Origin of the sequence: Campylobacter sp. CH186 (assembly GCF_004378925.1) — a bacterium.
Taxonomy (GTDB): domain Bacteria; phylum Campylobacterota; class Campylobacteria; order Campylobacterales; family Campylobacteraceae; genus Campylobacter_D; species Campylobacter_D jejuni.
The window spans coordinates 25363-48676 of sequence record NZ_RYYB01000006.1; the positions used below are offsets into that span (position 1 = coordinate 25363).

22 protein-coding genes are annotated in these 23314 nt (G+C 31.0%); 8 read left to right on the top strand and 14 right to left on the bottom strand.

The genetic code is table 11. From position 1 onward, the window contains the following. The first annotated feature begins 13 nt into the window (after window positions 1–13). Entirely contained in the window at window positions 14–1036 is a 1023-nt protein-coding gene (locus tag ELQ09_RS06365; protein WP_002851758.1) for a ribonucleotide-diphosphate reductase subunit beta, read from the top strand. Next, window positions 1023–2396, top strand: coding sequence for a nicotinate phosphoribosyltransferase (locus ELQ09_RS06370; protein ID WP_079862126.1), 1374 nt, complete (start codon window positions 1023–1025; stop codon window positions 2394–2396). The genes ELQ09_RS06365 and ELQ09_RS06370 overlap by 14 nt, the downstream gene beginning before the upstream one ends. On the opposite strand, the gene ELQ09_RS06375 is transcribed toward ELQ09_RS06370, so the two are convergent. Next, complete coding sequence (locus ELQ09_RS06375; RefSeq protein WP_070316648.1) at window positions 2365–2913, bottom strand: gamma carbonic anhydrase family protein; 549 nt, start codon at window positions 2911–2913, stop codon at window positions 2365–2367. The two genes, ELQ09_RS06370 and ELQ09_RS06375, sit on opposite strands and share 32 nt — an antisense overlap. Window positions 2914–3001: 88 nt before the next feature. On the opposite strand from ELQ09_RS06375, the gene ELQ09_RS06380 reads away from it, so the two are divergent. Next, window positions 3002–3631: a protein-L-isoaspartate(D-aspartate) O-methyltransferase gene (locus ELQ09_RS06380; protein ID WP_002874477.1), complete on the top strand. Its 630-nt coding sequence runs from the start codon at window positions 3002–3004 to the stop codon at window positions 3629–3631. Window positions 3632–3649: 18 nt separating this feature from the next. On the opposite strand, the gene ELQ09_RS06385 is transcribed toward ELQ09_RS06380, so the two are convergent. The 11 genes from ELQ09_RS06385 to ELQ09_RS06435 form a co-directional block, all read right to left on the bottom strand. Continuing rightward, window positions 3650–4837 carry an aspartate aminotransferase family protein gene (locus tag ELQ09_RS06385; RefSeq protein ID WP_134263846.1) on the bottom strand — a complete coding sequence of 396 codons (1188 nt, stop codon included), beginning with the start codon at window positions 4835–4837 and terminating at the stop codon, window positions 3650–3652. A 3-nt stretch (window positions 4838–4840) separates the two neighbouring features. Next, window positions 4841–5686, bottom strand: coding sequence for an acetylglutamate kinase (gene argB, locus ELQ09_RS06390; RefSeq protein WP_134263847.1), 846 nt, complete (start codon window positions 5684–5686; stop codon window positions 4841–4843). A gap of 3 nt (window positions 5687–5689) precedes the next feature. After that, window positions 5690–6136, bottom strand: a complete 447-nt coding sequence (locus tag ELQ09_RS06395; RefSeq protein ID WP_002876820.1) for an N-acetyltransferase — start codon at window positions 6134–6136, stop codon at window positions 5690–5692. A 9-nt stretch (window positions 6137–6145) separates the two neighbouring features. Beyond that, complete coding sequence (gene argC, locus ELQ09_RS06400; RefSeq protein WP_002857251.1) at window positions 6146–7174, bottom strand: N-acetyl-gamma-glutamyl-phosphate reductase; 1029 nt, start codon at window positions 7172–7174, stop codon at window positions 6146–6148. 164 nt (window positions 7175–7338) lie between these two features. Further along, window positions 7339–8430, bottom strand: a complete 1092-nt coding sequence (locus ELQ09_RS06405; protein WP_002876833.1) for a DNA adenine methylase — start codon at window positions 8428–8430, stop codon at window positions 7339–7341. Between the two features lie 11 nt (window positions 8431–8441). Further along, window positions 8442–9170, bottom strand: coding sequence for an EcoRI family type II restriction endonuclease (locus ELQ09_RS06410; RefSeq protein WP_002800273.1), 729 nt, complete (start codon window positions 9168–9170; stop codon window positions 8442–8444). Between the two features lie 10 nt (window positions 9171–9180). Further along, window positions 9181–9699: a translation initiation factor IF-3 gene (gene infC / locus ELQ09_RS06415; RefSeq protein ID WP_002851726.1), complete on the bottom strand. Its 519-nt coding sequence runs from the start codon at window positions 9697–9699 to the stop codon at window positions 9181–9183. Next, window positions 9696–11504, bottom strand: coding sequence for a threonine--tRNA ligase (thrS, locus tag ELQ09_RS06420; RefSeq protein WP_058001669.1), 1809 nt, complete (start codon window positions 11502–11504; stop codon window positions 9696–9698). The genes infC and thrS overlap by 4 nt, the downstream gene beginning before the upstream one ends. Before the next feature lie 130 nt (window positions 11505–11634). Further along, window positions 11635–12438: an undecaprenyl-diphosphate phosphatase gene (locus ELQ09_RS06425; protein WP_096702700.1), complete on the bottom strand. Its 804-nt coding sequence runs from the start codon at window positions 12436–12438 to the stop codon at window positions 11635–11637. Window positions 12439–12511: 73 nt separating this feature from the next. After that, the gene (locus ELQ09_RS06430) at window positions 12512–14509 is read right to left on the bottom strand and encodes an oligopeptide transporter, OPT family (RefSeq protein WP_096702702.1); all 1998 of its coding nucleotides are present in this window, start codon (window positions 14507–14509) and stop codon (window positions 12512–12514) included. A 182-nt stretch (window positions 14510–14691) separates the two neighbouring features. Then, on the bottom strand, window positions 14692–16038 hold the full coding sequence (locus ELQ09_RS06435; RefSeq protein WP_134263848.1) for an SLC13 family permease: 1347 nt from the start codon (window positions 16036–16038) through the stop codon (window positions 14692–14694). Between the two features lie 318 nt (window positions 16039–16356). Here ELQ09_RS06435 and ELQ09_RS06440 point away from each other — a divergent pair, with 318 nt between their 5' ends. The 5 genes from ELQ09_RS06440 (at window position 16357) to purF (ending at window position 21277) form a co-directional block, all read left to right on the top strand. Continuing rightward, window positions 16357–16704: a hypothetical protein gene (locus ELQ09_RS06440; RefSeq protein WP_002851849.1), complete on the top strand. Its 348-nt coding sequence runs from the start codon at window positions 16357–16359 to the stop codon at window positions 16702–16704. Between the two features lie 134 nt (window positions 16705–16838). Next, window positions 16839–17966: a hypothetical protein gene (locus ELQ09_RS06445; protein ID WP_134240024.1), complete on the top strand. Its 1128-nt coding sequence runs from the start codon at window positions 16839–16841 to the stop codon at window positions 17964–17966. After that, window positions 17966–19147 (top strand): AAA family ATPase, encoded by a 1182-nt coding sequence (locus ELQ09_RS06450; protein WP_134240023.1) that lies wholly within the window; start codon window positions 17966–17968, stop codon window positions 19145–19147. The genes ELQ09_RS06445 and ELQ09_RS06450 overlap by 1 nt, the downstream gene beginning before the upstream one ends. A gap of 62 nt (window positions 19148–19209) precedes the next feature. Beyond that, window positions 19210–19938, top strand: a complete 729-nt coding sequence (gene dapB, locus ELQ09_RS06455; RefSeq protein WP_134263849.1) for a 4-hydroxy-tetrahydrodipicolinate reductase — start codon at window positions 19210–19212, stop codon at window positions 19936–19938. A gap of 1 nt (window position 19939) precedes the next feature. Continuing rightward, a complete protein-coding gene (gene purF / locus ELQ09_RS06460; RefSeq protein WP_070316662.1) occupies window positions 19940–21277 on the top strand; it encodes an amidophosphoribosyltransferase in 1338 nt (445 codons plus the stop codon). 2 nt (window positions 21278–21279) lie between these two features. On the opposite strand, the gene fliI is transcribed toward purF, so the two are convergent. Further along, the gene (gene fliI / locus ELQ09_RS06465) at window positions 21280–22665 is read right to left on the bottom strand and encodes a flagellar protein export ATPase FliI (protein WP_002854283.1); all 1386 of its coding nucleotides are present in this window, start codon (window positions 22663–22665) and stop codon (window positions 21280–21282) included. After that, window positions 22665–23237 carry a GTP cyclohydrolase I FolE gene (gene folE, locus ELQ09_RS06470; protein ID WP_002937171.1) on the bottom strand — a complete coding sequence of 191 codons (573 nt, stop codon included), beginning with the start codon at window positions 23235–23237 and terminating at the stop codon, window positions 22665–22667. The genes fliI and folE overlap by 1 nt, the downstream gene beginning before the upstream one ends. Window positions 23238–23314: the final 77 nt, after the last annotated feature.

Genomic DNA, 23314 nt, shown 5'->3' on the forward strand with positions numbered 1-23314 from the left:
AGAAAGGTTAAAAATGCAAAGAAAAAGAATTTACAATCCAAGTTCAAACGAAACTCTAGGAGATCGTAAAGTTTTTGATGGTAACCCACATGGAATTTTAAATTTCACTAAGGCAAAATATACTTGGGCTTTAAAACTTTGGGATTTAATGGAAGCAAATACTTGGTTTCCAAAAGAAGTAGATACAACCAAAGATGCACTTGATTATCGCTGTAATTTAACTGCAGGTGAAAAAAGAATGTATGATTTGGTTTGGAGTCAGCTTATTTCTATGGATAGTTTTCAAACCAATAATTTAGCAGATAATATCAACCCTTACATCACAGCTCCTGAAATCAATGCGGTTTTAGCACGCCAAGCTTATGAAGAGGCAAACCATTCAAAATCTTACGCTGTTATGGTAGAAGCGATTTGCGATAATACAGATTTGATTTATGAAATGGAAAAGCATGATGAAACTTTGCGTGAAAAAAATGACTTTATTTCAAGCATTTATGAAGAATTAGCAGGCGATGTAGATGATAATAAACTTCTTTTAGCTATGGTGGCAAATCAAATTTTAGAAGGAGTATATTTTTATAGCGGTTTTACTGCTATTTACGCACTTGCACGTGCAGGAAAAATGCTAGGTTCAGCACAAATGATCCGCTTTATCCAAAGAGATGAAATCACACATCTTTTATTATTTCAAAATATGATCAATTCAGTACGCAAAGAAAGACCTGATTTGTTCCATGATGAAAATATCAATAAAATTTATGATATGTTTAAAAAAGCCGGAGATCTTGAGATCAAATGGGGTAAATACATCACTCAAAATCAAATCATGGGCTTTACTGATGATATCATAGAAGAATATATCCATTATCTTGTAGATCAAAGATTAAGTGCGATCAATTTAGATAAATTATACAATGCAAAACATCCTATTAAATGGGTAGATGATTTTTCAAAATTTAACGATCAAAAGAGCAATTTCTTTGAAAGTAAAGTAACGAATTATTCTAAGGGTAGCATAAGCTTTGATGACTTCTAAAACTTCTTTAGCCTTGCTTTGTGATTTTTATGAATTTACAATGTCTCAAGGCTATTTCAAAAACAATAAAAAAGATCAAATTTGTTATTTTGATATATTTTTTAGAAAAATTCCAGATTCAGGATCTTTTGCTATTTTTGCAGGTCTTGAAGATATTTTAGACTTTATTGAAAATTTGAGTTTTGATGTAGAAGATATAGAATTTTTAAGAAAACAAGGTATTTTTGATACAGAATTTTTAGATTTTTTAGCTAACTTTAAATTTAAAGGCGAAATTTATGCTATGCGCGAAGGAGAAGTAATTTTTCCAAACGAACCTTTGCTTTGTATTAAAGCTACAACTATAGAAGCACAGCTTTTAGAAACTTTTTTACTTTTAAGTTTAAACCACCAAAGCCTTATTGCTACCAAAACCAATCGTATCGTGCGTGCAGCTAAAGACAGTAAAATTTTAGAATTTGGTTCACGCAGAGCACAAGGAAGTGAAGCAGCCTTGAAAGGAGCAAGAGCAGCTTTTATAGGAGGTTGCATAGGAAGTGCTTGTACTTTAGCAGGAAAAATTTATAATATCCCTATCAATGGGACTATGGCACATTCTTGGGTGCAAATGTTTAAAAATGAATTTGAAGCTTTTAAAGCTTATGTGAAAATTTATCCAAAAAATCCTGTTTTTTTGATCGATACTTATGATTGTTTAAATAGTGGACTTAAAAATGCGATTAAAGTTTTTAAAGAATTTGGTATCCAAGAAGGCGGTGTGAGAATAGATTCTGGAAATTTACTTGAGTTGAGTTTGAAAATCAGACAAGAACTTGATCAAGCAGGACTTCAGAAATGTAAAATCATAGTTTCTAACGCCCTTGATGAATGGAGCATTAAAAAACTCAAAGAACAAAATGCGCCTATTGATATCTTTGGTGTAGGCGAAAGATTGATCACTGCTTCAAGCGATCCTATTTTTAGTTGCGTTTATAAACTCGCAGCCTTAGAAGATCAAGGCATAAAACCTAAAATCAAAATCAGCGAAAATAACGAAAAATCAACCCTACCTCATTTTAAAAAGCTTTTTAGGGTTTATGATAAAAACACGCAAAAAATCCTTTTTGATGAGCTTTATGTTTTTGACGAAAACCCAAATCAAGATGAAAATTTAGAACGCAAAGAACTTTTAGAATTAGTCTACAAAGAAAAAAGACTTCTTAAAAAGTCATCTTTAAATACTATTCAAGATTATACAAAAGAGCAAATTTCAAAACTCGATGAGAGTTTTTTAGATCTTGATCGTTTTGTGAAATTTGAAGTAAAACTCTCGCCTAAACTTCAAAATATCACTGAAGATCTTTTAAAAACTCGTTTTTAAAATCCACATAATTTAAAGCGGATTGTTTTAGAAAGCTGACTTCTTCATCGTTTAATTCACGCACAAATTTTGCAGGATTTCCAAGTATTAAAGAGCGTGGCGGAAATTTTTTACCCTTTGTTACAACGCTTCCAGCACCCACTATGCTATCTTCTTCTATCAAAGCATTATCCATGACAACAGCATTCATTCCGATTAAAACACGATTTTTTATCACACAAGCATGGATAACGCAATTATGTCCTATAGTTACATCATCTCCTATTATCGTAGGAAAACCAACGTCTTTTAACTTTCCTTTTTCATCAAACTCCCTATGCCAAACATGTACCGTGCTAAGATCTTGAATATTGGTTCTTTTGCCAATTTTTATAAAATTAACATCGGCTCTTAAAACACAATTAAACCAAATGCTACTTTCATCTCCTATTTCTATTTCTCCTATGATTTTAGCACCCTCTGCAACAAAAACATTTTGACCTAGTTTGGGACTGTGATTTTTAAATTTTATAAGCATTTTTTTCCTTTTTATTTAAGTATAGCTAAGTTTAACTCTATTTCAACTTTTTTAGTTACAATTTTTATTTAAATTTATAGGAGAAGTAATGAACACATTTGAACAAAAAAGATGTCAAAATATGGCTGAAGAAATTGCACAAAAAGTTTTTATCAATGAAGAACTTTTTAATGCTTTTTGTCAAATTCCACGTGAAATTTTTTCTCCTTTAAAAGCCCATGCTTATCGCCTTGATGCTTTGCCTTTAGCAAATTCTCAATGGATTAGTTCACCTTTAACTGTAGCTAAAATGACTATGGCTTTAGATTTTAAAAATGCTGATAGTATTTTAGAGATAGGTTGTGGAAGTGGCTATCAAGCTGCGATTTTAAGCAAAGTCATAAGGCGTGTTTTTACCATAGAACGCATAGAAAATTTAGCCAAAAAAGCCGCTCAAACTTTCAGAGAATTAGAACTTTTTAATATCAATGTAAAATTTGATGATGGACAAAATGGCTGGAAAAATTATGCTCCTTATGATAGGATTTTATTTTCTGCTTATGCGACACAAATTCCTGAAATTTTACTTGATCAATTAAGCGATGACGGGATTTTAGTTGCTCCTATTTTACACAATGGCAAACAATTCATCACACGCCTTAGAAAAAATGGCACAAATTTACAAAAAGAAATTTTAGAAGAATGTTTATTTGTGCCTATAGTAGATGGAAAAGAATAAATTTTTTTACAAAATTTATTAAAAACTCTTTAGAGCCTTTCTTAACTTTTCACTCATTTCATCAATATGTTCTTTTTGTAAAATCAAAGGAGGTAAAAATCTCAAATCATTCTCCCCGCAACTTATTAATAAAAGTGCATTTTCTTGACATTTTTGAATGACCTTAGCTACTTTTACACTTTTATCAAGACTCAGCCCTTGCATAAACCCTAAGCCTTTGCGTTTTTTACAAAAATCAAATTCATTTATCAACTCATCTAAACTTTGCTCTAAATAAGGCGTGAGTTTATTGACATTTTCTAAAATTTTTTCTTCTTTAAAAATTTCAAAAACCGCATTCACTCCTGCACAAACTAAAGGATTTCCACCATAAGTACTACCATGATCGCCTGCTTCTAAAGAATTGCTTGCTACCTTTTGATTTATTACAAAAGCACCCACACTAAGCCCACAACCTAAGGCCTTAGCTGAAGTCATGATATCAGGCAAAATTTGTGCGTGCTCATAGGCAAAAAATTTTCCACTTCTACCCATGCCACATTGAATTTCATCAGCGATTAATAATACATCTTTTTCATCGCAAAGCTTTCTTAAGGCTTTGTAAAAATCTTTATTTGCAGGATTTATTCCACCTTCTCCTTGCACGCTTTCTAAGATAATGGCACAAGTTTTTTCATTCACCAGTTTTTCAACGCTTGAAATATCATTATATTTTGCAAATTTAACCCCTGAAATTAAAGGTTTAAAAGGCTTTTGATATTTTTCATTAGCAGTAAGCGATAAAGCCCCTAAAGTACGCCCATGAAAAGAATGCTTAAAAGCGATAAATTGTCCACCCTTAATACCTTTGTTAAAGGCGTATTTTCTAGCTGTTTTCATCGCTCCTTCTATACTTTCTGTACCAGAATTTGTAAAAAAAACACGCTCTAAAGCACTAGCTTTGGCTAAATTTTTAGCTGCAGCGGCTATGTTTTCATTATAATATAAATTGCTAGTATGTAAAAGTTTATCCACTTGAGCTTTGATTTTAGCATTAAATTTAGCATGATTATATCCTAAAGCACAAACACCTATACCACTTGAAAAATCAAGATATTTTTTAGCCTTATCATCAAAAAGATAAACCCCCTGCCCTTTTTCTAAAACTATATCAAAACGCTTATAAGTAGGGACAATATGACTTTGTTCTTTATAATCCATTTTCATCCTTTAACCCACCAAAGTGCCTATACCTTCATCAGTAAAAAACTCAAGCAATAAAGAATGCTTCACGCGTCCATCTAAAATATGCACCTTTGTAACTCCATTTTCACAAGCATCAATACAGGATTTTAATTTTACATGCATACCACCTTCTATTTTAGGAGCTAAAATTTTAGCTTGTTCAAGGCTAATTTTAGAAATCAAAGAATTTTTATCACTAAAATCCTCATAAAGCCCTGCGGTATCGGTTAAAAAAGCAAGTTTTTCAGCCCTTAAAGCCTTGGCGATCGCACAAGCTACGTCATCAGCGTTAATATTATAAGTATTAAAATCCTCATCCATGCCAATAGGAGCAATGATAGGTAAAAAATCTTTCTCTAAAAGCTCTTCTAAAATTTTCGAATTTACCTTTTGTATCGTGCCAACAAAAGCTAAATTTTCATCTTTTTTCACACATTCTAAAAGCGCGCCATCTTTACCACAAAGCCCTATGGCTTTAACTCCTAAATTTTGCAAACTATGGACTAAATTTTTATTGATATGATTTAAAACCATGCTGGCTACTTCAGTAGTGGCTTTATCACTAACCCTAAGACCGTTTTTAAACTCACTCTTTACGCCTAATTTTTCACACATAGCAGAAATATCTTTTCCCCCACCATGTACAATAATAGGCTTTAAACCCACGAGTTTTAAAAGAGCTATATCTTGCATCACACAATGCTTTAGCTCTTCATTTTCCATAGCTGATCCGCCGTATTTTATAAGTATAATCTTAGAATTAAATTTGCGTATATAAGGCAAAGCTTCGATTAAGACATTAGCTTTTTCTAAATATTTTTGCATGATCATTCCTTAAGCATTAAAGCTAGTTTGATTATACTCATTTAAAGAAAGATCGTAATAATTCGCATCTTCTCTTAAAGCAAAACCATAATGTTTCCAAAACTCATTGCCTAAATCATTGTTTTTAAAAGCGATCAGGGCGATTTTATTGATTTTTTGAGCTTTTAAAGCCTCAAGACAAAATTTTGTCATCTCGTGCGCTATGCCCTTTTTTCTATGATCTTTATGTACACATACATGATAAAATCCTCCTGTGCGTCCATCATGCCCACAAAGTATACTTCCTACAATTTCTTCATCAATCACTGCTACAACGCTAAGATTTGGGTTTCTATCTAAAAAATTTTCTATATTTTCTTTGCTATCATCAATGCTTCTTATCCCAAAGCCTTTTATCTCACACCAAAGCTTATAAACGGCTTCATAATCGCTTTTTTGCATAGCTCGTATTAACATTTTTATCCTTTACAAATTTGCAAAGAATTTAAGTCCTTCATCTTCATCAAAATCAAACATTAAATTCATATTTTGAACAGCTTGTCCTGCTGCACCTTTGATTAAATTATCAATAGCACCAAGCACAATAACACGCTTTGTGCGTTGATCTACACTAAAATTTATATCCGCAAAATTGCTTGATTTAACCCACCGAGTCTGCGGAAGCGACTGCGGCGGTAAAAGCCTTATGAATTTATTGTTTTGATAGTATTTTGTATAAATATCGCGTATATCTTGTTCTTGCAAATCCTCTTTTAAATTTGCATAAGCACTGATTAAAATTCCTCTTTGCATAGACACAAGATGAGGGGTAAATTGTAGAGTGATTTTCTTTTTGGCTGCATAGCTTAAATGCTCTTCAATTTCAGGAGTATGGCGATGCAAAGCTAAATTATAAGCTTTGATATTTTCATTAACTTCACAAAAAAGATTTTCCACCTTTGCACTTCTTCCTGCTCCACTTACTCCACTTTTTGCATCAATAATAACTGAGCTAAAATCAATGATCTTTTCTTTAAAAAGCGGATAAAGACTTAAGATAGAACAAGTGGTATAACAACCTGGATTTGCCACTAAACTTGCTTTTTTTATCTCTTCTTTATAAAGCTCACAAAGTCCATAAACCGCATTTTGCAAAAGCTCTTGATTAGGATGAGTGAATTTATACCAAAGCTCATAATCTTTAGGATTTTTAAGACGAAAATCCGCGCTTAAATCAATGATTTTCATCTTTTTTAATAAATTCTCATTTAAAAGTTTAGCGCTAAATTCATGCGGAGTAGCCAAAAACAAAAGATCAAGTTCAAGTTCATCTAAATTTTTATTTTCAAAACATAAATTTAAAGGGGTGTTAGGATAAAGATCTTGATAATTTTGCCCCACGCTAGAACTCGAACCCAAATAAGAAATTTCAACTTTGGGATGATTAAGCAAAATGCGAACAAGCTCATTGCCTGCATAACCACTCGCTCCTAAAATCCCAACTTTTATTTTCATCTTTATCCTTCAAATGTAAAAGCAAGTATTATAAACAAAAAAAGTTAAAATTTTTAACTATTATTCTCTTCAACCTTATCTTTATTGCTCGAAAATCAAAACATCTGAAAAAATAAAATTAATTTAATCATGTAAAAATAAAAAATAATTTTAGCAACAAAAATTTAATTTTTAACTAAAATATAAAGTTGTTCATGAAGATGGATATTACGATTTTTAAGATTGCGAGAAGCTCTAAAAGTATTATATTTTTGTTCTAAAATCCGGCATTTTCCAAGAGTACTTAAACGCTTTAAAAAAATTTCTTTTTTTACAAAACCTTCACAATTATAAGAAAGTAAAATCACTCTTGCTTTTAAATCATTAATAAGTTCAAATAAAGCATCTTGGGCAAATTTTGACTTATTAAAAGTACTGCGGTTCCAATCCTTTGGAATGCCACTGATTTTAGAAATTTCTTCAGGTTTTTTATAATTTGCAATTAAATTTAGCATAAAATAATTAGAACTATAAGGGTGCTGATTATAAGGGGGGTCAAGATACGCTACATCAAAAAAATCAAGTTCTTTTGCAAGCATATTTGCATCCTTTTGCATCACTTCAAATTCACAAGAAAAATTTGAAAAAATAGGCATTTTAAGCTCTATTTCTCCTTTAATGCGTTTAAGTGCATTTTGTCCTTCGCCACCAAATTTTCCGATGCCATCCTTACCCTTATAAAAACCCTTAAAAACCCCACTAGTATTTGAATGCACACTGGCTTCATAAATCAAAGGCGCTATAAAAAAATGTTTTAATTCTTGTGGAATTTCATTTTCAATTTTTGCTCTAACACTATCTAAATAACAAGCGTTTTTGTATGTATAAAAAACCCTTTCATTTGCTTTTATATTTAAATCATCTTTTGGGGCATAAAGCTTAGCTAAAAAACCTTCTTTAAGCTCTAAATTTTTTAACAATTTTTCATAATAATATTTAATATCTTTTTCTAAATCATCATTTAAATTACTCAAATAGCACTCATTTATTATTCTTGAATAATCTTCTAAATCATTTGCTAGAATGTAATTTGAATGCGATTTTGCAAAGCGACTTACAATACCAGAACCACTGAAAATATCGCAAAAAGAAAGCTTATCTTTTTTTAAATGCTCTTTTGCAAATACGAAACCTTGACTTAAAAAATCAAGCAAAGAACGCTTATTGCCTAAATAAGTTATAATTTGTTCTTTTAAATAAAGCAAGTTTTCTTTCATAATCTTTTCCATTAAAAAATATAATATCTTAAAGAAGTTTCTGCGATTTCTTTCATTATTTCAAACATTTCATTAACTTCCCATTTTTCTTCTCTAAAATACATACTAACAGGTGAAAAATAATTATGGTCGCTATTTCCATCAGCTTTAAAAATATAGGTTTTATTAAGATAATAAAACTCATTTAAAACATTTAATTTAGCCAAAACCGTTTTTTCATCACTAGCAAAATCACAACCCCAGCCAAAACAAACAAAAGGTGTTATTTTCTCGTGATTTAACATAGCTTTTATTCCAGTTAAGTTTTTTCCTAGTCTTTCTATTGCATTACCTGTTGCTTGCTTATTTTTACCTTGCTTTGTACGAATATCATTTGTACCTTGTCGTTTAGCTTCTGTTATTAATAATATTTTTTTAAATTTTTTATCATCTTTTTTTCTTAAAAATAAAACTCCACCATCAGGCTTAATTTTATTTTCAAAAAAACTACTATCAAACTCAGCTCTAATCTTGCTTAATTTTATATTTTCAATCATAAAAGAAATTTCTATTTGTTTTTTAATTTCAAAATAGTAATTTCCTTCTATAAAATTACTTACCCCTCCACCATTTGCAAACCTATTTTCTAAATACTCTTTTGTTTGCTGCATAGCTAAATCAATATTCAAATCATCAGATTTAGAATATTGATTTTTAGCTAAGTGTTGATTTTTATTTTGCATTAAAGCTTGTCTTGGCATAAAAACTCCATTAAGCCTTTTTAGGAGTAACAAGCATATTTACATAACGACCTTCAAAATTTGGCTCTTTGTCACGATTAGCTTCATTTTCTATCATAGTCCAAATTTTTTCAAGCAAAGCTACACCTGCTTCAGGAGTTGCCATTTCACGTCCTTTTAAGAACACACGAAATCTCACATGCTTACCTTGTTCTAAAAATTCTAAAGCATGTTTTACCTTGTAGTTAATATCATTTTGAGCAATTTTTACAGAAAGTTTGATTTCTTTTATATCAATCACTTTTTGTTTTTTCTTTGCTTCTTTTTGTTTTTTCTCTTGTTGATAACGGAATTTACCATAGTCCATGATCTTGCAAACAGGTGGCTTAGCATCTGCAGCTATCATTACAAGATCAAGTCCTAAACGATTTGCAATTTCTAAAGCTTCATCACTACTGATAATACCATAAACTTTGCCATCATCGCCAACACATCTGATTTCATCCGCTCTTATTTCTTCATTGAGCAATACTTCTTTTTCTTTACTCAAAAGTGTACCTCACTCATTTTCTCCTTAACTAATTTAATAAATTCGTCCAAGCTAAGATTTTTTTGTTCTTTAGCTCTTCTATCTCTTAAAGCAACGCTACGCTTTGCCACCTCATCATCGCCTAAAACTAAAATCATAGGTAATTTTTGTTTTTCAGCGATACGAATTTTCTTACTTAAGCTCTCATTTTTTTCATACACCTCGCTATCGATATTAAGCTCTAATAATTCTTTTTGAATTTCTTTTGCGTAAGCAATATGTGCTTCGCCTATTGGCACTATACCCACCGCAGTTGGTGCGATAAAAAATGGAAACTCACCCGCACAATGCTCGGTTAAAATTCCTATAAATCTTTCAAAAGAACCTAAAATCGCACGATGCAACATTACAGGTTGTTTTTTTTCATTATCACTATCAGTGTATTCAAGTTTAAAACGACTTGGCAGGTTAAAATCTACTTGTATGGTTCCGCATTGCCACTTTCTTTTTAAAGCATCGGTGATTTTAATATCAATCTTTGGCCCATAAAAAGCTCCGCCACCTTCATCAATACCGTATTTTAAACCTTGTTCATCTAAAGCTTCTTTTAAAGCCTTAGTCGCTATTTCCCAAATTTCATCATCACCTATGGCTTTTTCAGGTTTAGTTGAAATTTCCATTTCATAGCTAAAATCAAATAATTTCATCAAATTATCCACAAAAGCTAAAATTTCTAAAACCTGCTCTTTAATCTGACTTGGCATACAAAAAATATGTGCATCATCTTGAGTGAATTCTCTCACTCTAAAAAGTCCATGCAAAACCCCACTTTTTTCATGACGATGCACCACGCCGTATTCAAAAAATTTCAAAGGCAAATCACGATAACTTCTTACATCACTTTGATAAATTTTAATATGCCCCACACAGTTCATAGGCTTAATGCCATATTCTTGTTCATCAATTTGTGTAAAATACATATTTTCTTTATAGTTTGCATAATGCCCGCTGATTTTCCATGCATCTGCTTTTAAAAGTTCAGGCCCGCGCACAGGTTCATAACCACGTAAACGATGAATTTTATAAAGCATATGTTCAAGTTTAGATCTAAGTCTTGCACCATTACTCAACCAAATAGGAAGACCTCCTCCGATCTCATCATCAAAAGTAAAAAGTTTAAGCTCTGTTCCAAGCTTTCTATGATCGCGTTTTTTAGCTTCTTCGATAATGGTTAAATACTCTTTTAAACTTTCCTTATCTGCAAAAGCAGTCCCATAAATTCGAGTAAGCATTTCTCTTTTTTCATCACCACCCAAATACGCTCCTGCAACACGAGTGAGTTTAAAAAAGCGTAAAAATTTCGTATTTGGCACATGAGGACCACGACACAAATCTTCAAATTCACCTTGCTTATAAATACTTACAGCTCCATCAGGAATACGCAATAAAACTTCTTGTTTTAAATCATCATTTTGAAATTTAGCCAAAGCTTCGTTTTTTGTGATTTCATATTTTGAAATTTCAATCTTTGCTTCAGCAAGTTCTTTCATCTTTTTTTCAATTTTTACTAAATCTTCTTCGCCGATCTTACTTTCTACACGAAAATCATAATAAAATCCATCTTCTATAACAGGACCAACGAAAAATTTAGCTTCAGGATACAAATTCTTAATCGCCTGTGCCATTAAATGCGCACAAGAATGACGGATTACCTCTAAACTTTCTTTAGAATTATCAAAATAAATTTCTTTTAAATTTGTATTTTTCACACTTTGAGAGTCAATTATTGTCTCATTGTCCAAATACGCAATAACTTCTTTTTCCATATTTTTAACCCTTTGTCGCTCACTTACCCTGTGAGTGTTTATAAAGTTCTAATTTTAACTTTCTAAGACTTAATTATTTTTGAAATTCAGCTTATTTTTAAAAAAATCTTAGAATAAGTTTAATATTTATTTATAGCTTAAATTCACTTCCAGCATTTAAAATCCCACTATAATACAAATAAAAGAAAACAAATCCTAAAATAATACGATAAATTCCAAAAGGGATAAAGTCGAATTTAGAAATAAATTTTAAGAAAAATTTTATAACTAAAACCGCAACAACAAAAGCAGTGATAAAACCTATGCCTAAAGGAATTAAAGAATTTGCATTACTCAGTAATTCAGGCTCTTTATAAATACTATAAGCTGTAGCAATAATCATCGTTGGAATGGCAAGTAAAAAACTAAACTCAGCAGCCACTTTTCTATTAAATCCTAACAAAAGCCCGCCAATAATACTTGCTCCACTCCTTGAAGTGCCAGGAATCATGGCCAAAGATTGAAAAATACCTATACAAAAAGCTTGTTTAAAACTTATTTCTTCTAAGGAATTGATATGATATTGTTTATTTTTGTGCGCAAGTTCTATAAGAATAAGCACAACACCACCAAAAATGAGCATTCCAACCACAACCCAACCATTAAATAAAGCATTTAAGTATTTTGCCACAAAAAGCCCTATAACTCCAGTAGGAAAAAATCCCACTGCAAGTTTTAACCAAATATCAAGCCCTTGAAACAATTTACGCCAAAATACAAAAATTACCGCCAAAATAGAACCAAGCTGGATAATAATCAAAAAACTTTTCCAAAACTCATCTATATCAATACCTAAAATAGTCGTACCTAAAATCATATGTCCTGTTGAAGAAACAGGTAAAAACTCAGTCAGACCTTCTATAATTCCAAGTATTAAAGCATATAAATTTTCCATTTTAATCCTTGAATGATAATTGCAAAAGAAAAATTATATCAGAATGGATTAAATGGGGTTTTAACCCCAAAAATTAAGCATCTTTTTTAACAATACGCTTAATAAAATATAATACAACTCCCACAAAAAAGATAAGTGCGAAAAGCTCGCTATCATGAAAATTTACTAAATTTAAAGCTAAAGGATTTTCACTACCACCCATACTTACTGAAAATACAGTAATTCCTGCGATAATTACCCCAAAAATACTTTCACCCACTATAAGCCCTGAAGCAAAAAGCGTGCCTCTTTGCTCACAACTTGCAAGTTTTTCTTCTTTATGAGAATTTTTTGCATATTTTTTAGTCAAGTATTGCATTACAATATATTTTAAAATTCCGCCTATAACTAAAGGTATATTTACAGCAGGCGGAAGGTAAATACCTATTCCAACAGCTAAAGGCGGCAAAGACATTTTCTGTGTTCTTCTTAAAATTTTATCTATAATAATCATTAAAATTCCTACAAATACACCAAAAGCCATATAACCCCACTCTATATTGTGATGAAAAATTCCTTGAGCGATAGTACTCATTAAATTCGCTTGCGGTGCTGCTAAAGCCGATGAAGCATCCATACCTTCTCTTGGTATTGCTCCAACAAAACCATAGGCTTGATAAAGCAAATTTAAAACAGGAACTATAGCCAAAGCACCAAAAACACAGCCTACAAGTAAAGCAACTTGTTGCTTCCAAGGAGTAGCTCCGACTAAATGTCCTGTCTTTAAATCTTGTAAATTATCATTCGAAATAGCAGCTGTAGCCAAAATAACACTAGTAGTAAAAATAGCTAATGCTACTGCAAATTTAGAAAGCATAGGATCTTGAAAAAGTTCCACACCTAAAACCAAAAAAACAATAGAAGAAATAATAACACCAATAAGCCCAATTCCAGAAATAGGACTAGAAGAAGATCCTACAAGTCCTGCCATATATCCGCAAGCTGCTGCAACAAAAAAACCTATTAAAACAGAAACTAAAGTTCCAATAAATGAAAATAGCATTTGATAATAAATACTTAAGTTAGCATCTTCAACAAAACTATAAAAAGTAATAAATAAACCCACAACCATTAAAACAAAAAGTATAAAAATACTTTTTAAAGAAAGATCTATATTTGTTCTTTCATTTTTTTCTTGATTAGTAATTTTAACATTTTTAACAATTTCTTTAATACCTTCAATAACGGGTTTTAAAAGTTCTATTAAAGTCCAAAGCGCTGCTATAGCAATAGCTCCTGTTCCTATAAGCCTTACTTTAGAACTCCATACACTAGAAGCTAAATCTACGGCATTTTTTGCACTATCGAATTCAAAATTTGAAAGATAAGGAGTAAAAATACCCCAAGCTAAAAACATACCTACAAAAAGAGCTATAGCACCTGCTAAACCAACTAAATAACCCGCTCCTAAAAGTGCCAAAGAATATCCCATAGAAAAACCAAAAACCATTTTATTCCAAATAAAAGCAAAATTACTCTCACTTGCAGCGAGTTTAAAACCATTGGTTAATAAACTAAAAATAGCAGCTATAAAAGAGCCTAATGCTATTTCTTTAATACCTTGTTTTCCTTTTTTATTGCTCTGATCTTTATTAGCTACTTTTAAAATTTCAGCTGCGGCCCTACCTTCAGGATAAGCAAGTTTGCTTTCAACCACCATAGCCCTTCTTAATGGTATAGTAAAAAGCACTCCAAGTCCGCCACCACAAAGACATATCATAAAAGTTTGCCAAAGTGGAAATTCACTCCAATACCCACACATAAAAAGCCCTGGGATAACAAAAATAACTGATGATAAAGTTCCTGCTGCTGAAGCTTGAGTTTGAACCATATTATTTTCTAAAATATTTGAAGTCTTAAAAAGACTCAAAACCGCCATGGAGATGACCACAGCTGGAATTGATGATGAAAAAGTAAGTCCCACTTTTAACCCCAAATATACATTTGAAGCTGTAAAAATAATGGTTAAAATACTTCCCAAAATCAAACCCCTTAAGGTAAGTTCTGGTAAATTTTGTTTTTTGTACATCATTTCTCCGTTTTAAAATTTACTTTCAACTTAAAAAATATTCTTATAAGTTTAAATTTATAATTTTTCTCTAAAGAAAAATAAAATAATACAAAAAAACGCTTATATTTTTATAAATTTTTGACTCAAAAATATCATAAAACAATGAACCAATCATTGAAAAATCAAAAGTTCTTTTATTTTAATTATATTATCCCAGCTACCTCAGCAAAAATCAAGCAAATAATACTTATACCCCATATATAAAAAAAGCTTCTTTTGATATGATCTTTAATATTAACCTCTGCTAAACCACAACCTAGCAAAGTTGCAGGCACAACAGGAGAAATAAATGTCGCACAATTTCTTGCTATCACCATGATAATAGCTATAGTCAAAGGTTCAGCACCAAAAGCCTTAGTTACACTCAAAACTATAGGCATCACTCCATAAAAATAAGAATCTGTACAAAAAATAATTGCCATTGGAACAGCCAATATCCCTACCATCAAAGGAATATAAGCACCTAAATAATCTGGAACAAAATTTAAAATCAAAACACCCATTTTCTCCATAATACCACTTTTATCAAATACGCCTATTAATATCCCAGCACCAATTAAAGTAATATACATAAGCATTGCACCAGCACTTGCACGATCTAAAACTTTTTTAGCTATTTTTAAATTAGGATAATTAAGCGGTAAAATTATTGCAAGTCCTATCATAAAGCAAATATAACTAGGAAAAATGCCACTAATTAAAAGCCCAATAACCCCAATAGCTACAAGTAAATTTAACCAAAACCATTTTTCATTATGGTGTTCGCTTTTTTCTATATTTAAATTTATTCCCGACAAGTTACCTGCGCCTGCACCTCTTTTTATTTCTATCTTAGCAATCCAAATTGCCAAAAGAAGGGATAATACCAAACCTACAATCTGAATAGGTATAATATGGTGCCAAAGCAAATTTGCATCCATTCCTATATTAGTAGCCGCTCTTAAAGTAGGACCACCCCAAGGAATAACATTCATAACACCCATAGCCGAAGTAATAATCAATAACATTGAAGTCTTTCTTATACCTAAACGCTCATAAATAGGTAATAATGCAGGTATTACAATAAGAAAAGTAGAAGCACCTGAACCATCTAAATGTACAGCAGCAGCAATAAAAACAGTAAGAATGCAAACTTGATATACATTAGCTTTCATTTTTGATAAAAACGCATTTAAAATTTTAGTAAAAAAACCACTTGCATTTAAAACACTAAAAAAGAGTATAGAAAAAACAAACAAAGCTGCCGTATCCGTTACACTTTTGACTCCATCTTTAATAAAAGCAACCAATGTCTTAATATCAAAAACATCCCCTTTAACCTCTAAAGCTGCACCCACGCCAAAACCAAGCTGTTCAAGAATAAGTAAAATACAAGCTACACTAATACTTACACTTATAAAAGCTAATGCCGGAGTAGTATAATCTTTTAGCAAAAGCCAAACCATCAATCCTAATGAGAAAAAACCCAATAAAGCTAAAAAAATTTCCATATCCTATCCTTTTGTATCATTTTTATTCGATAATAAAATAGGATATTTTAAGTCCAACTTATATGTGTTTAATTTATAGCTTTTTGAAAAAAATATATTTTCTAATTGTAACCATTTTAAACAAGAATAAAAAAATAATTTTGAATTATCTTTGATAAAGTATTCACTCTTTTAAATTTACAACTAGAAGTAACGATGGTCAAAATATAATAAGTTGCATAATATTATCAAAACTAAAAAATCAAAATTTTTAACTTCACATTCACTTCACTTAAAAAGTTTATAATGTTATCACTTTACACTGAAGGAGAAATAATTATGAAAAAAAGTATTTTATTTGCATCAGCACTTTTAGCTAGCTCAATGCTTTTTGCAGATAGTCTAAAACTTGAAGGTACTATTGCACAAATTTATGATAACAATAAAACCTTGCTTATTGACTCTATTTATGGCGGACAAATGGCTATAAAAGTTCTACCAAATACCGAAATAGAAATGGATGATTGTGGTATTTTTGGAACAGATAAAGATGGAACTTTTAAAGATTTACAGGTTGGAAATTTTTTAGAAAGTAAAATTTCTTATGGAACACCTGCTACACCAAATACTCAAGCTATTCCAGTAGCTAGAAAAATTGAAATTCAATGTTATAAAAAAGCTTATTAATATAAATCCCTTAACAAGGGATTTATAAAATCATTCTTTGCTAAACTACATTCATTGCTCTTAAATAAAAATTTAAACTCTTTTTTAACAAGCAATTTATAAAATAACACTTATATTTTCATCTAAGGCAAATAATGAAAAAATCGATTTTTATTGTTTTTTGTTTTATATTAGGTTTTATTACTCATATATTTTATATAGGATACACTAACGAACTTTTATTTAATAAATTTATTAAAAATTGCAATCCTGATTATACAATTACAGATATTTACTTCAAAAAAGGTTTTTTAACCTCTAAAGGAAGTTTTACTTTAAATCACTCTCATACACAGCTTTCAACCAAAATCAACCTTAAATTTAATAATTATTTTTTCTTAAATAAAATTATAAAAGGAAATTTTACAAATCCTTTTGATTTTTTAGATGAAGTGTTAAAAAACAATAAATTAGGAACTTTTACTCTCAAATTACACGATAACAACTCTAAAATATTTCTAAATATTAAAGATATAAATTTAAGCAATGAAGGCGGAGATACCATCATAAACGGCGGATATATTGAAGCTTTAATGAGTAAAAATTTAGAAATTAAAAACATTAAAATACATTTTGATATGATTGATTTTTCTCAATTTTATACTAAATTTGTATTACAAAATTTAAATTACGAACAATTTTTTAACAATCCTGTACAATTTTATGAGTTAAATTTATTTAGCGATAGCCAACAAGAGATCAACTTTGATTATCTTGTGCTAGATAACAATAAAATCAATTCTTTTTATAGCAAAAACCAAGTAAATTTTAATGAAGAAAATTCAACAATAAACTTAAACATACAAGGAAAATCCAATGAAATTGATATTGATCTTAAATCTTTATTGGGTCAGAATTTAAATTTTGACAAAACAAAATTTAATATAACCATAAATAAATTTCTTAACTCAAATTTCAATATCTCTCATTTTATTCAAAAAAATCTTGATCTAAAAATACAAAATTTAATTCTTGAAAAAAATAAACAAAATATCAGTCTACAAGGCAATTTAAATATTAACAACTCTTATCAAGTAAAATTACAAGTTATCAGTTCAGATGAGCCTGATGAAATTTTTCCTTGGACAAAGGATTATGGAGGTTTAAATCAATATTTTTTAAAAGAAAATAATAACTTTTTTCTAAATTTATCTTATGATAGCTTAGCCAATCCTCAGCTAAAAATTAATGGTAGTAAATTTTCAAATATGGATTTAAATTAATGAGCCTAGCTTTGACCTTTCGCCCTAAAAATTTTGATGATATTTTAGGACAATACGAGCTTATAGAAATTTTCAAAAAATTTACTGCTTTACAAAAACTTCCTCATAGTATTTTTTTTGGAACAGCAGGTTCTGGAAAAACAACTTTTGCTAGAGTTGTAGCAAAAGAATTTGGCTTAGATTTTTATGAATTTGATGGAGGAAATTTTAAACTCGAAGAACTAAGAAAAATTTTAGACAATTATAAAAATAGTCTTTATAAGCCTTTAATTTTTATTGATGAAATTCACCGCCTTAGCAAAACCCAACAAGAAATGCTTTTAATTCCTATGGAAAATTACCGTTTAATTTTAATCGGTGCAAGCACTGAAAATCCCTATTTTGTTTTAAGTTCTGGTATAAGAAGTCGTTCCATGCTTTTCGAATTTAAATCTTTAGGGGTAAAGGAACTTGAAACTTTACTCTTGCGTGTACAAGAAAAAATGAAATTTAGTATTGATAAAGAAGCTAAAGATTTTCTACTTAAAAGCGCTGATGCAAGAGCTATGCTAAATTTGCTTGAATTTGTCTTGGTTTTAGATGAAAAACATATCAGTCTTGAAAATCTTAAAAAACTTCGCAACAGCATAAATAGTGAAGGTGTTAGCTCAAAAGATACACATTATATTTTAGCAAGTGCAATGATAAAAAGTTTGCGCGGAAGTGACGTTGATGCAGCTATTTATTATCTTGCAAGACTTATTGATGCAGGAGAAAGTGCGGATTTTATCGCTAGGCGTTTAGTGATTTTTTCAAGTGAAGATATCGGAAATGCCGATCCAAATGCTTTAAATTTAGCAGTTTCGACTCTAGAAGCTGTTAAAAATATAGGTTATCCTGAAGCAAGAATTATCCTAGCCCAATGCGTAGTTTATTTAGCAAGCACAATCAAATCCAATGCAAGCTACAAAGCTATCAATGAAGCTTTAAACTATGTAAAAAATAATGAAGCTTTAGAAATACCTAATTATCTTAACAACAATCATCAAGAAAAACAAAACTATCTTTATCCACATGATTTTGGTGGCTGGGTAGAGCAAAAATATCTTAGTAAAAATTTAAAATTTTATCATAGCAAGGGCTTAGGAGAAGAAGCAAAATTGTTAGATAATTTATATAAATTAAAAAACTATAAAGCTTAATTTTATTATTTAAAATTTACAAAATAAATGCTAAAATCAATATTTTATTTTCAAGGAAAAAGATGATTAAAATAGGAATTTATGGCGCTAAAGGACGAATGGGAAAACAGATTGAAGAATGTTTAAAAAGCGAAACACAAGTACAAATTTCGATACTTTATGATAAGGGTGGAAATTTAGAAGAGCTTTTTGAAAAAAGCGATGTGATTATTGATTTTTCTTCCCCAAGTGGAACTCATGAGCTTTTAAATTATGCAAGAACTATGCCTAAACCTTTGGTAATAGGTACAACAGGCCTTGATGAGAAAATTTTACATTTAATGCAAAGTGCTAGTGAAGTAATGCCGATTTTTTACGCGACCAATATGTCTTTAGGTGTTGCGGTTTTAAACTATCTTGCTAGTAAAGCCAGTCAAATGCTAAGAAATTTTGATATAGAAATTTTAGAAATGCATCATCGCCATAAAAAAGATGCACCAAGTGGTACAGCTATGACTTTAGCTCAAAGTGTAGCAAAAGCTAGAAATTTAGAACTTGAAAAAGTAAGAGTAAGTGGAAGAGATGGCATCATAGGTGAAAGAAGCAAAGATGAAATTACTGTAATGAGTTTAAGGGGTGGCGATATAGTAGGACGCCATACAGTAGGTTTTTATGAAGATGGTGAGTTTTTAGAACTTAATCATACCGCTACTTCAAGGGCAACTTTTGCTAAAGGTGCGATTAAAATCGCTATTTGGCTTAGTAAGCAAGAAGCAAAAATGTATTCAATCAATGATTTTTTAGGAATTTAAAATGTGTGCAGTTGTAGGAGTTATCAATTCAAAAAATGCTAGCACTTATGCGTATTATGCGCTTTTTGCTATGCAACACCGTGGGCAAGAAGCAAGTGGTATTAGTGTGAGTAATGGTAAAAATATTAAGACTATTAAAGCCAAAGGTGAAGTGAGTCAAATTTTTAATCCCGATAATCTAAAAACTTTAGAAGGTGAAATCGCTATAGGGCATAATCGCTATTCTACAGCAGGAAATTCAAGTTTAAATGACGCTCAGCCCATAGCAGCTACTTCGGTTTTAGGTGATATTGCTTTAGCGCATAATGGAAATTTGGTCAATAAAGAAGAAGTAAGATCAAGACTTATTCAAGATGGGGCTATTTTTCAAACCAATATGGACACAGAAAATGTTGTTCATCTTATCGCAAGAAGTAAGCAAGAAAGTCTAAAAGATAGATTTATTGAGAGTTTAAAAGAATGTATAGGAGCTTATTGTTTTGTTTTAGCAAGCAAAGATAAACTTTATATTGTAAGAGATCCTCATGGGGTACGTCCTTTGTCTTTAGGACGTTTAAAAGATGGAGGCTATATAGTTGCTAGTGAAACTTGTGCTTTTGATCTTATAGAGGCTGAATTTATTCGCGATGTTAAACCAGGGGAAATGCTTATTTTTACTCAGGGAAATGATAAATTTGAAAGCATAGAACTTTTTTTTCAAACTCCTAGAATTTGCGCTTTTGAATACATTTATTTTGCTAGACCTGATAGCATAGTAGAAGGTAAAAGCGTGTATGAAGTGCGTAAAAAAATGGGCGAAGCTTTAGCTAAAAAATTTGCTTATAAAGCAGACTTTGTCGTGCCTGTGCCAGATAGTGGAGTAAGTGCAGCTATAGGTTTTGCTCAATATTTACAAATCCCTCTTGAAATGGCAATAGTAAGAAATCATTATGTAGGAAGAACTTTTATAGAGCCAACTCAAGAGCTTAGAAATTTAAAAGTAAAATTAAAGCTTAACCCTATGCGTAAAGTTTTAGAAGGCAAAGAAATCGTAGTCATTGATGATAGCTTGGTGCGTGGCACTACTTCTAAAAAAATAATTTCCTTACTTCGTGCTGCAGGAGCGAGCAAAATCCATCTTGCCATAGCTTGTCCTGAGATCAAATTTCCTGATACTTACGGTATAGATACTCCAACTTTTGAAGAACTTATCAGCGCAAATAAAAATGCTGAAGAAGTGCGTGAATATGTAGAAGCTGATACGCTAAGTTTTTTAAGCATAGAAGAGCTAACTCAAAGCATAGGCAATGAAAGAAAATATTCTTTAATCAGTTTTGATGGAGATTATTTTATCAAATAATTTTATTTTAAATTAGGATTAGGCAAGGTTGCACTTGCACTTCCTACATTTATATTTTGAGTTGGTGGCAAAGGAGTATTTGGCGTATCAATTTGACTCAAGAGCTCTAAAGTTTGGTTAAATTCAAAGCTTTCCTCAGGGTTTTGTCCTAAGAATTTTTGCATAAATTCTTTTTTAGAAATAGCTTCATCAAGTTCTTTATCACTTCCTTTTTGATAAGCACCAATGCGAAGCAGTACTTCATTTTCTTTTAAAAGCGAGTTTAAACGCTTAAATTTTCTTGCCCAAAGTTTGTGTTCAGGACTTATAATATCACTCATTACCCTTGAAGCAGAGTTTTGTATATTAATAGGAGGATAAATTCCAAAGTCTGTTAATTCACGACTTAAAACAATGTGTCCATCTAAGATAGAACGACTTTGATCGGCGATTGGATCGCTCATATCATCTCCATCTACTAAAACGGTAAAAAAGGCTGTTATAGTGCCTTTACCTTCTTCTTTACCCGTTCTTTCCATGAGTTGAGGCAAAAGACTTAAAACGCTTGGCGGATAACCTTTGGTTGTAGGAGGCTCCCCAAGAGCTAGTCCAATTTCTCTTTGCGCCATAGCAAAACGCGTTACACTATCCATGATAAAAAGTACATCTTTACCTTGTTCTTTAAAATATTCTGCCACACTCATTGCACAAAAAGCACCGTATTTACGCATCAAAGCACTATCATCACTTGTAGCAACAATAATCACTGTATCATCGAGCTTTCCACCTAAATTTTTTTGTATAAATTCAGGAATTTCACGCCCCCTTTCTCCTATGAGAGCCACTACTTTTATAGGAGCTTTGGAATTTTTAACTATCATTCCCATAAGAGTGGATTTTCCTACCCCGCTTCCTGCAAAAATACCAAGTTTTTGTCCTACACCACAAGTTAAAAGCGCGTCTATGGTTTTAACACCCACGGGAAAAACTTCTTCTATAAGCCCTCTTTTCATCGCATCAATAGGTGCACGCATTATAGGCATATATTTACTTACTTCTATAGCTCCTTTACCATCTTTTGGGCGCATAAAAGGATCTACCACTCTGCCTAAAAGTTCATCGCTAACGCCTATTTGCATACCTGCATCACTTATGAAAGCACGATCGCCTATTTTAAAACCTTCTATAAAAGAAAAAGGACTTAAATAGCTAAATTGTTCTTTAATTTCTACGACCATAGCTAGAGTGTTTAAATTTTCATTTTCATTGGAAACTAACTTCACTATATCTCCAACCCCTGTTTTAAGCCCACGAATTTCTATACTCGTAGCAGAAATTTTTGTAATCTCTCCAAAAATAGCACTTAAATTTTCTTTACCAAGTTTTGATCGTAGTTTTTCAAGATTCATTAAAATCTTACCTGTTTAGCAGAGTTTATGAGAGAAAAAAATTCCTCTCTAGTTTTTTCATTTTTCAAGAAAATTCCACGCAAAGCTGAAGTTGTAGTGGTGGAATTAGCTTTTTGTACTCCACGCATTTCAACACACATATGTCTTGCTTCTATGACTACGCCAACACCTTTGGCATCGACATTTTCCATTAAAGCTTGTGCGATTTGTTCGGTAAGTTGTTCTTGAATTTGAAGTCTTCTTGCAAACACCTCTACAAGGCGTGGAATTTTGCTTAAACCTACTACTTTCTTATTAGGAATATAGGCTACATGAGCACGCCCAAAAAAAGGTAAAAGATGATGTTCGCAAAGACTATAAAATTCTATATCACGCACCAAAACCATTTCATTATTAGAGCTTTCAAATAAAGCATTATTTAAAATTTCTTTGACATTTTGCGTATAACCACTGGTAAGAAATTCATAAGCTTTAAAAACACGATTTGGTGTTTTAATAAGCCCTTCACGATTTGGATTTTCTCCTATAATTTCAAGCATGGTTTTAACACAATCTTCAAATTTTTTTTGCAAATTTTTCTCCAAAAAATATTTTTATATTTTAATAATAATGTAATATTGCAATTTTATCATAAATTACTTTAAAATTT

Coding starts and splice junctions, on each gene's coding strand:
- ELQ09_RS06365 (WP_002851758.1), top strand. CDS start 14: ATGCAAAGAAAAAGAATTTACAATCCAAGTTCAAACGAAACTCTAGGA.
- ELQ09_RS06375 (WP_070316648.1), bottom strand. CDS start 2,913: ATGCTTATAAAATTTAAAAATCACAGTCCCAAACTAGGTCAAAATGTT.
- ELQ09_RS06380 (WP_002874477.1), top strand. CDS start 3,002: ATGAACACATTTGAACAAAAAAGATGTCAAAATATGGCTGAAGAAATT.
- ELQ09_RS06385 (WP_134263846.1), bottom strand. CDS start 4,837: ATGAAAATGGATTATAAAGAACAAAGTCATATTGTCCCTACTTATAAG.
- argB (WP_134263847.1), bottom strand. CDS start 5,686: ATGATCATGCAAAAATATTTAGAAAAAGCTAATGTCTTAATCGAAGCT.
- ELQ09_RS06395 (WP_002876820.1), bottom strand. CDS start 6,136: ATGTTAATACGAGCTATGCAAAAAAGCGATTATGAAGCCGTTTATAAG.
- argC (WP_002857251.1), bottom strand. CDS start 7,174: ATGAAAATAAAAGTTGGGATTTTAGGAGCGAGTGGTTATGCAGGCAAT.
- ELQ09_RS06405 (WP_002876833.1), bottom strand. CDS start 8,430: ATGAAAGAAAACTTGCTTTATTTAAAAGAACAAATTATAACTTATTTA.
- ELQ09_RS06410 (WP_002800273.1), bottom strand. CDS start 9,170: ATGCCAAGACAAGCTTTAATGCAAAATAAAAATCAACACTTAGCTAAA.
- thrS (WP_058001669.1), bottom strand. CDS start 11,504: ATGGAAAAAGAAGTTATTGCGTATTTGGACAATGAGACAATAATTGAC.
- ELQ09_RS06425 (WP_096702700.1), bottom strand. CDS start 12,438: ATGGAAAATTTATATGCTTTAATACTTGGAATTATAGAAGGTCTGACT.
- ELQ09_RS06430 (WP_096702702.1), bottom strand. CDS start 14,509: ATGATGTACAAAAAACAAAATTTACCAGAACTTACCTTAAGGGGTTTG.
- ELQ09_RS06435 (WP_134263848.1), bottom strand. CDS start 16,038: ATGGAAATTTTTTTAGCTTTATTGGGTTTTTTCTCATTAGGATTGATG.
- ELQ09_RS06440 (WP_002851849.1), top strand. CDS start 16,357: ATGAAAAAAAGTATTTTATTTGCATCAGCACTTTTAGCTAGCTCAATG.
- ELQ09_RS06445 (WP_134240024.1), top strand. CDS start 16,839: ATGAAAAAATCGATTTTTATTGTTTTTTGTTTTATATTAGGTTTTATT.
- ELQ09_RS06450 (WP_134240023.1), top strand. CDS start 17,966: ATGAGCCTAGCTTTGACCTTTCGCCCTAAAAATTTTGATGATATTTTA.
- dapB (WP_134263849.1), top strand. CDS start 19,210: ATGATTAAAATAGGAATTTATGGCGCTAAAGGACGAATGGGAAAACAG.
- purF (WP_070316662.1), top strand. CDS start 19,940: ATGTGTGCAGTTGTAGGAGTTATCAATTCAAAAAATGCTAGCACTTAT.
- fliI (WP_002854283.1), bottom strand. CDS start 22,665: ATGAATCTTGAAAAACTACGATCAAAACTTGGTAAAGAAAATTTAAGT.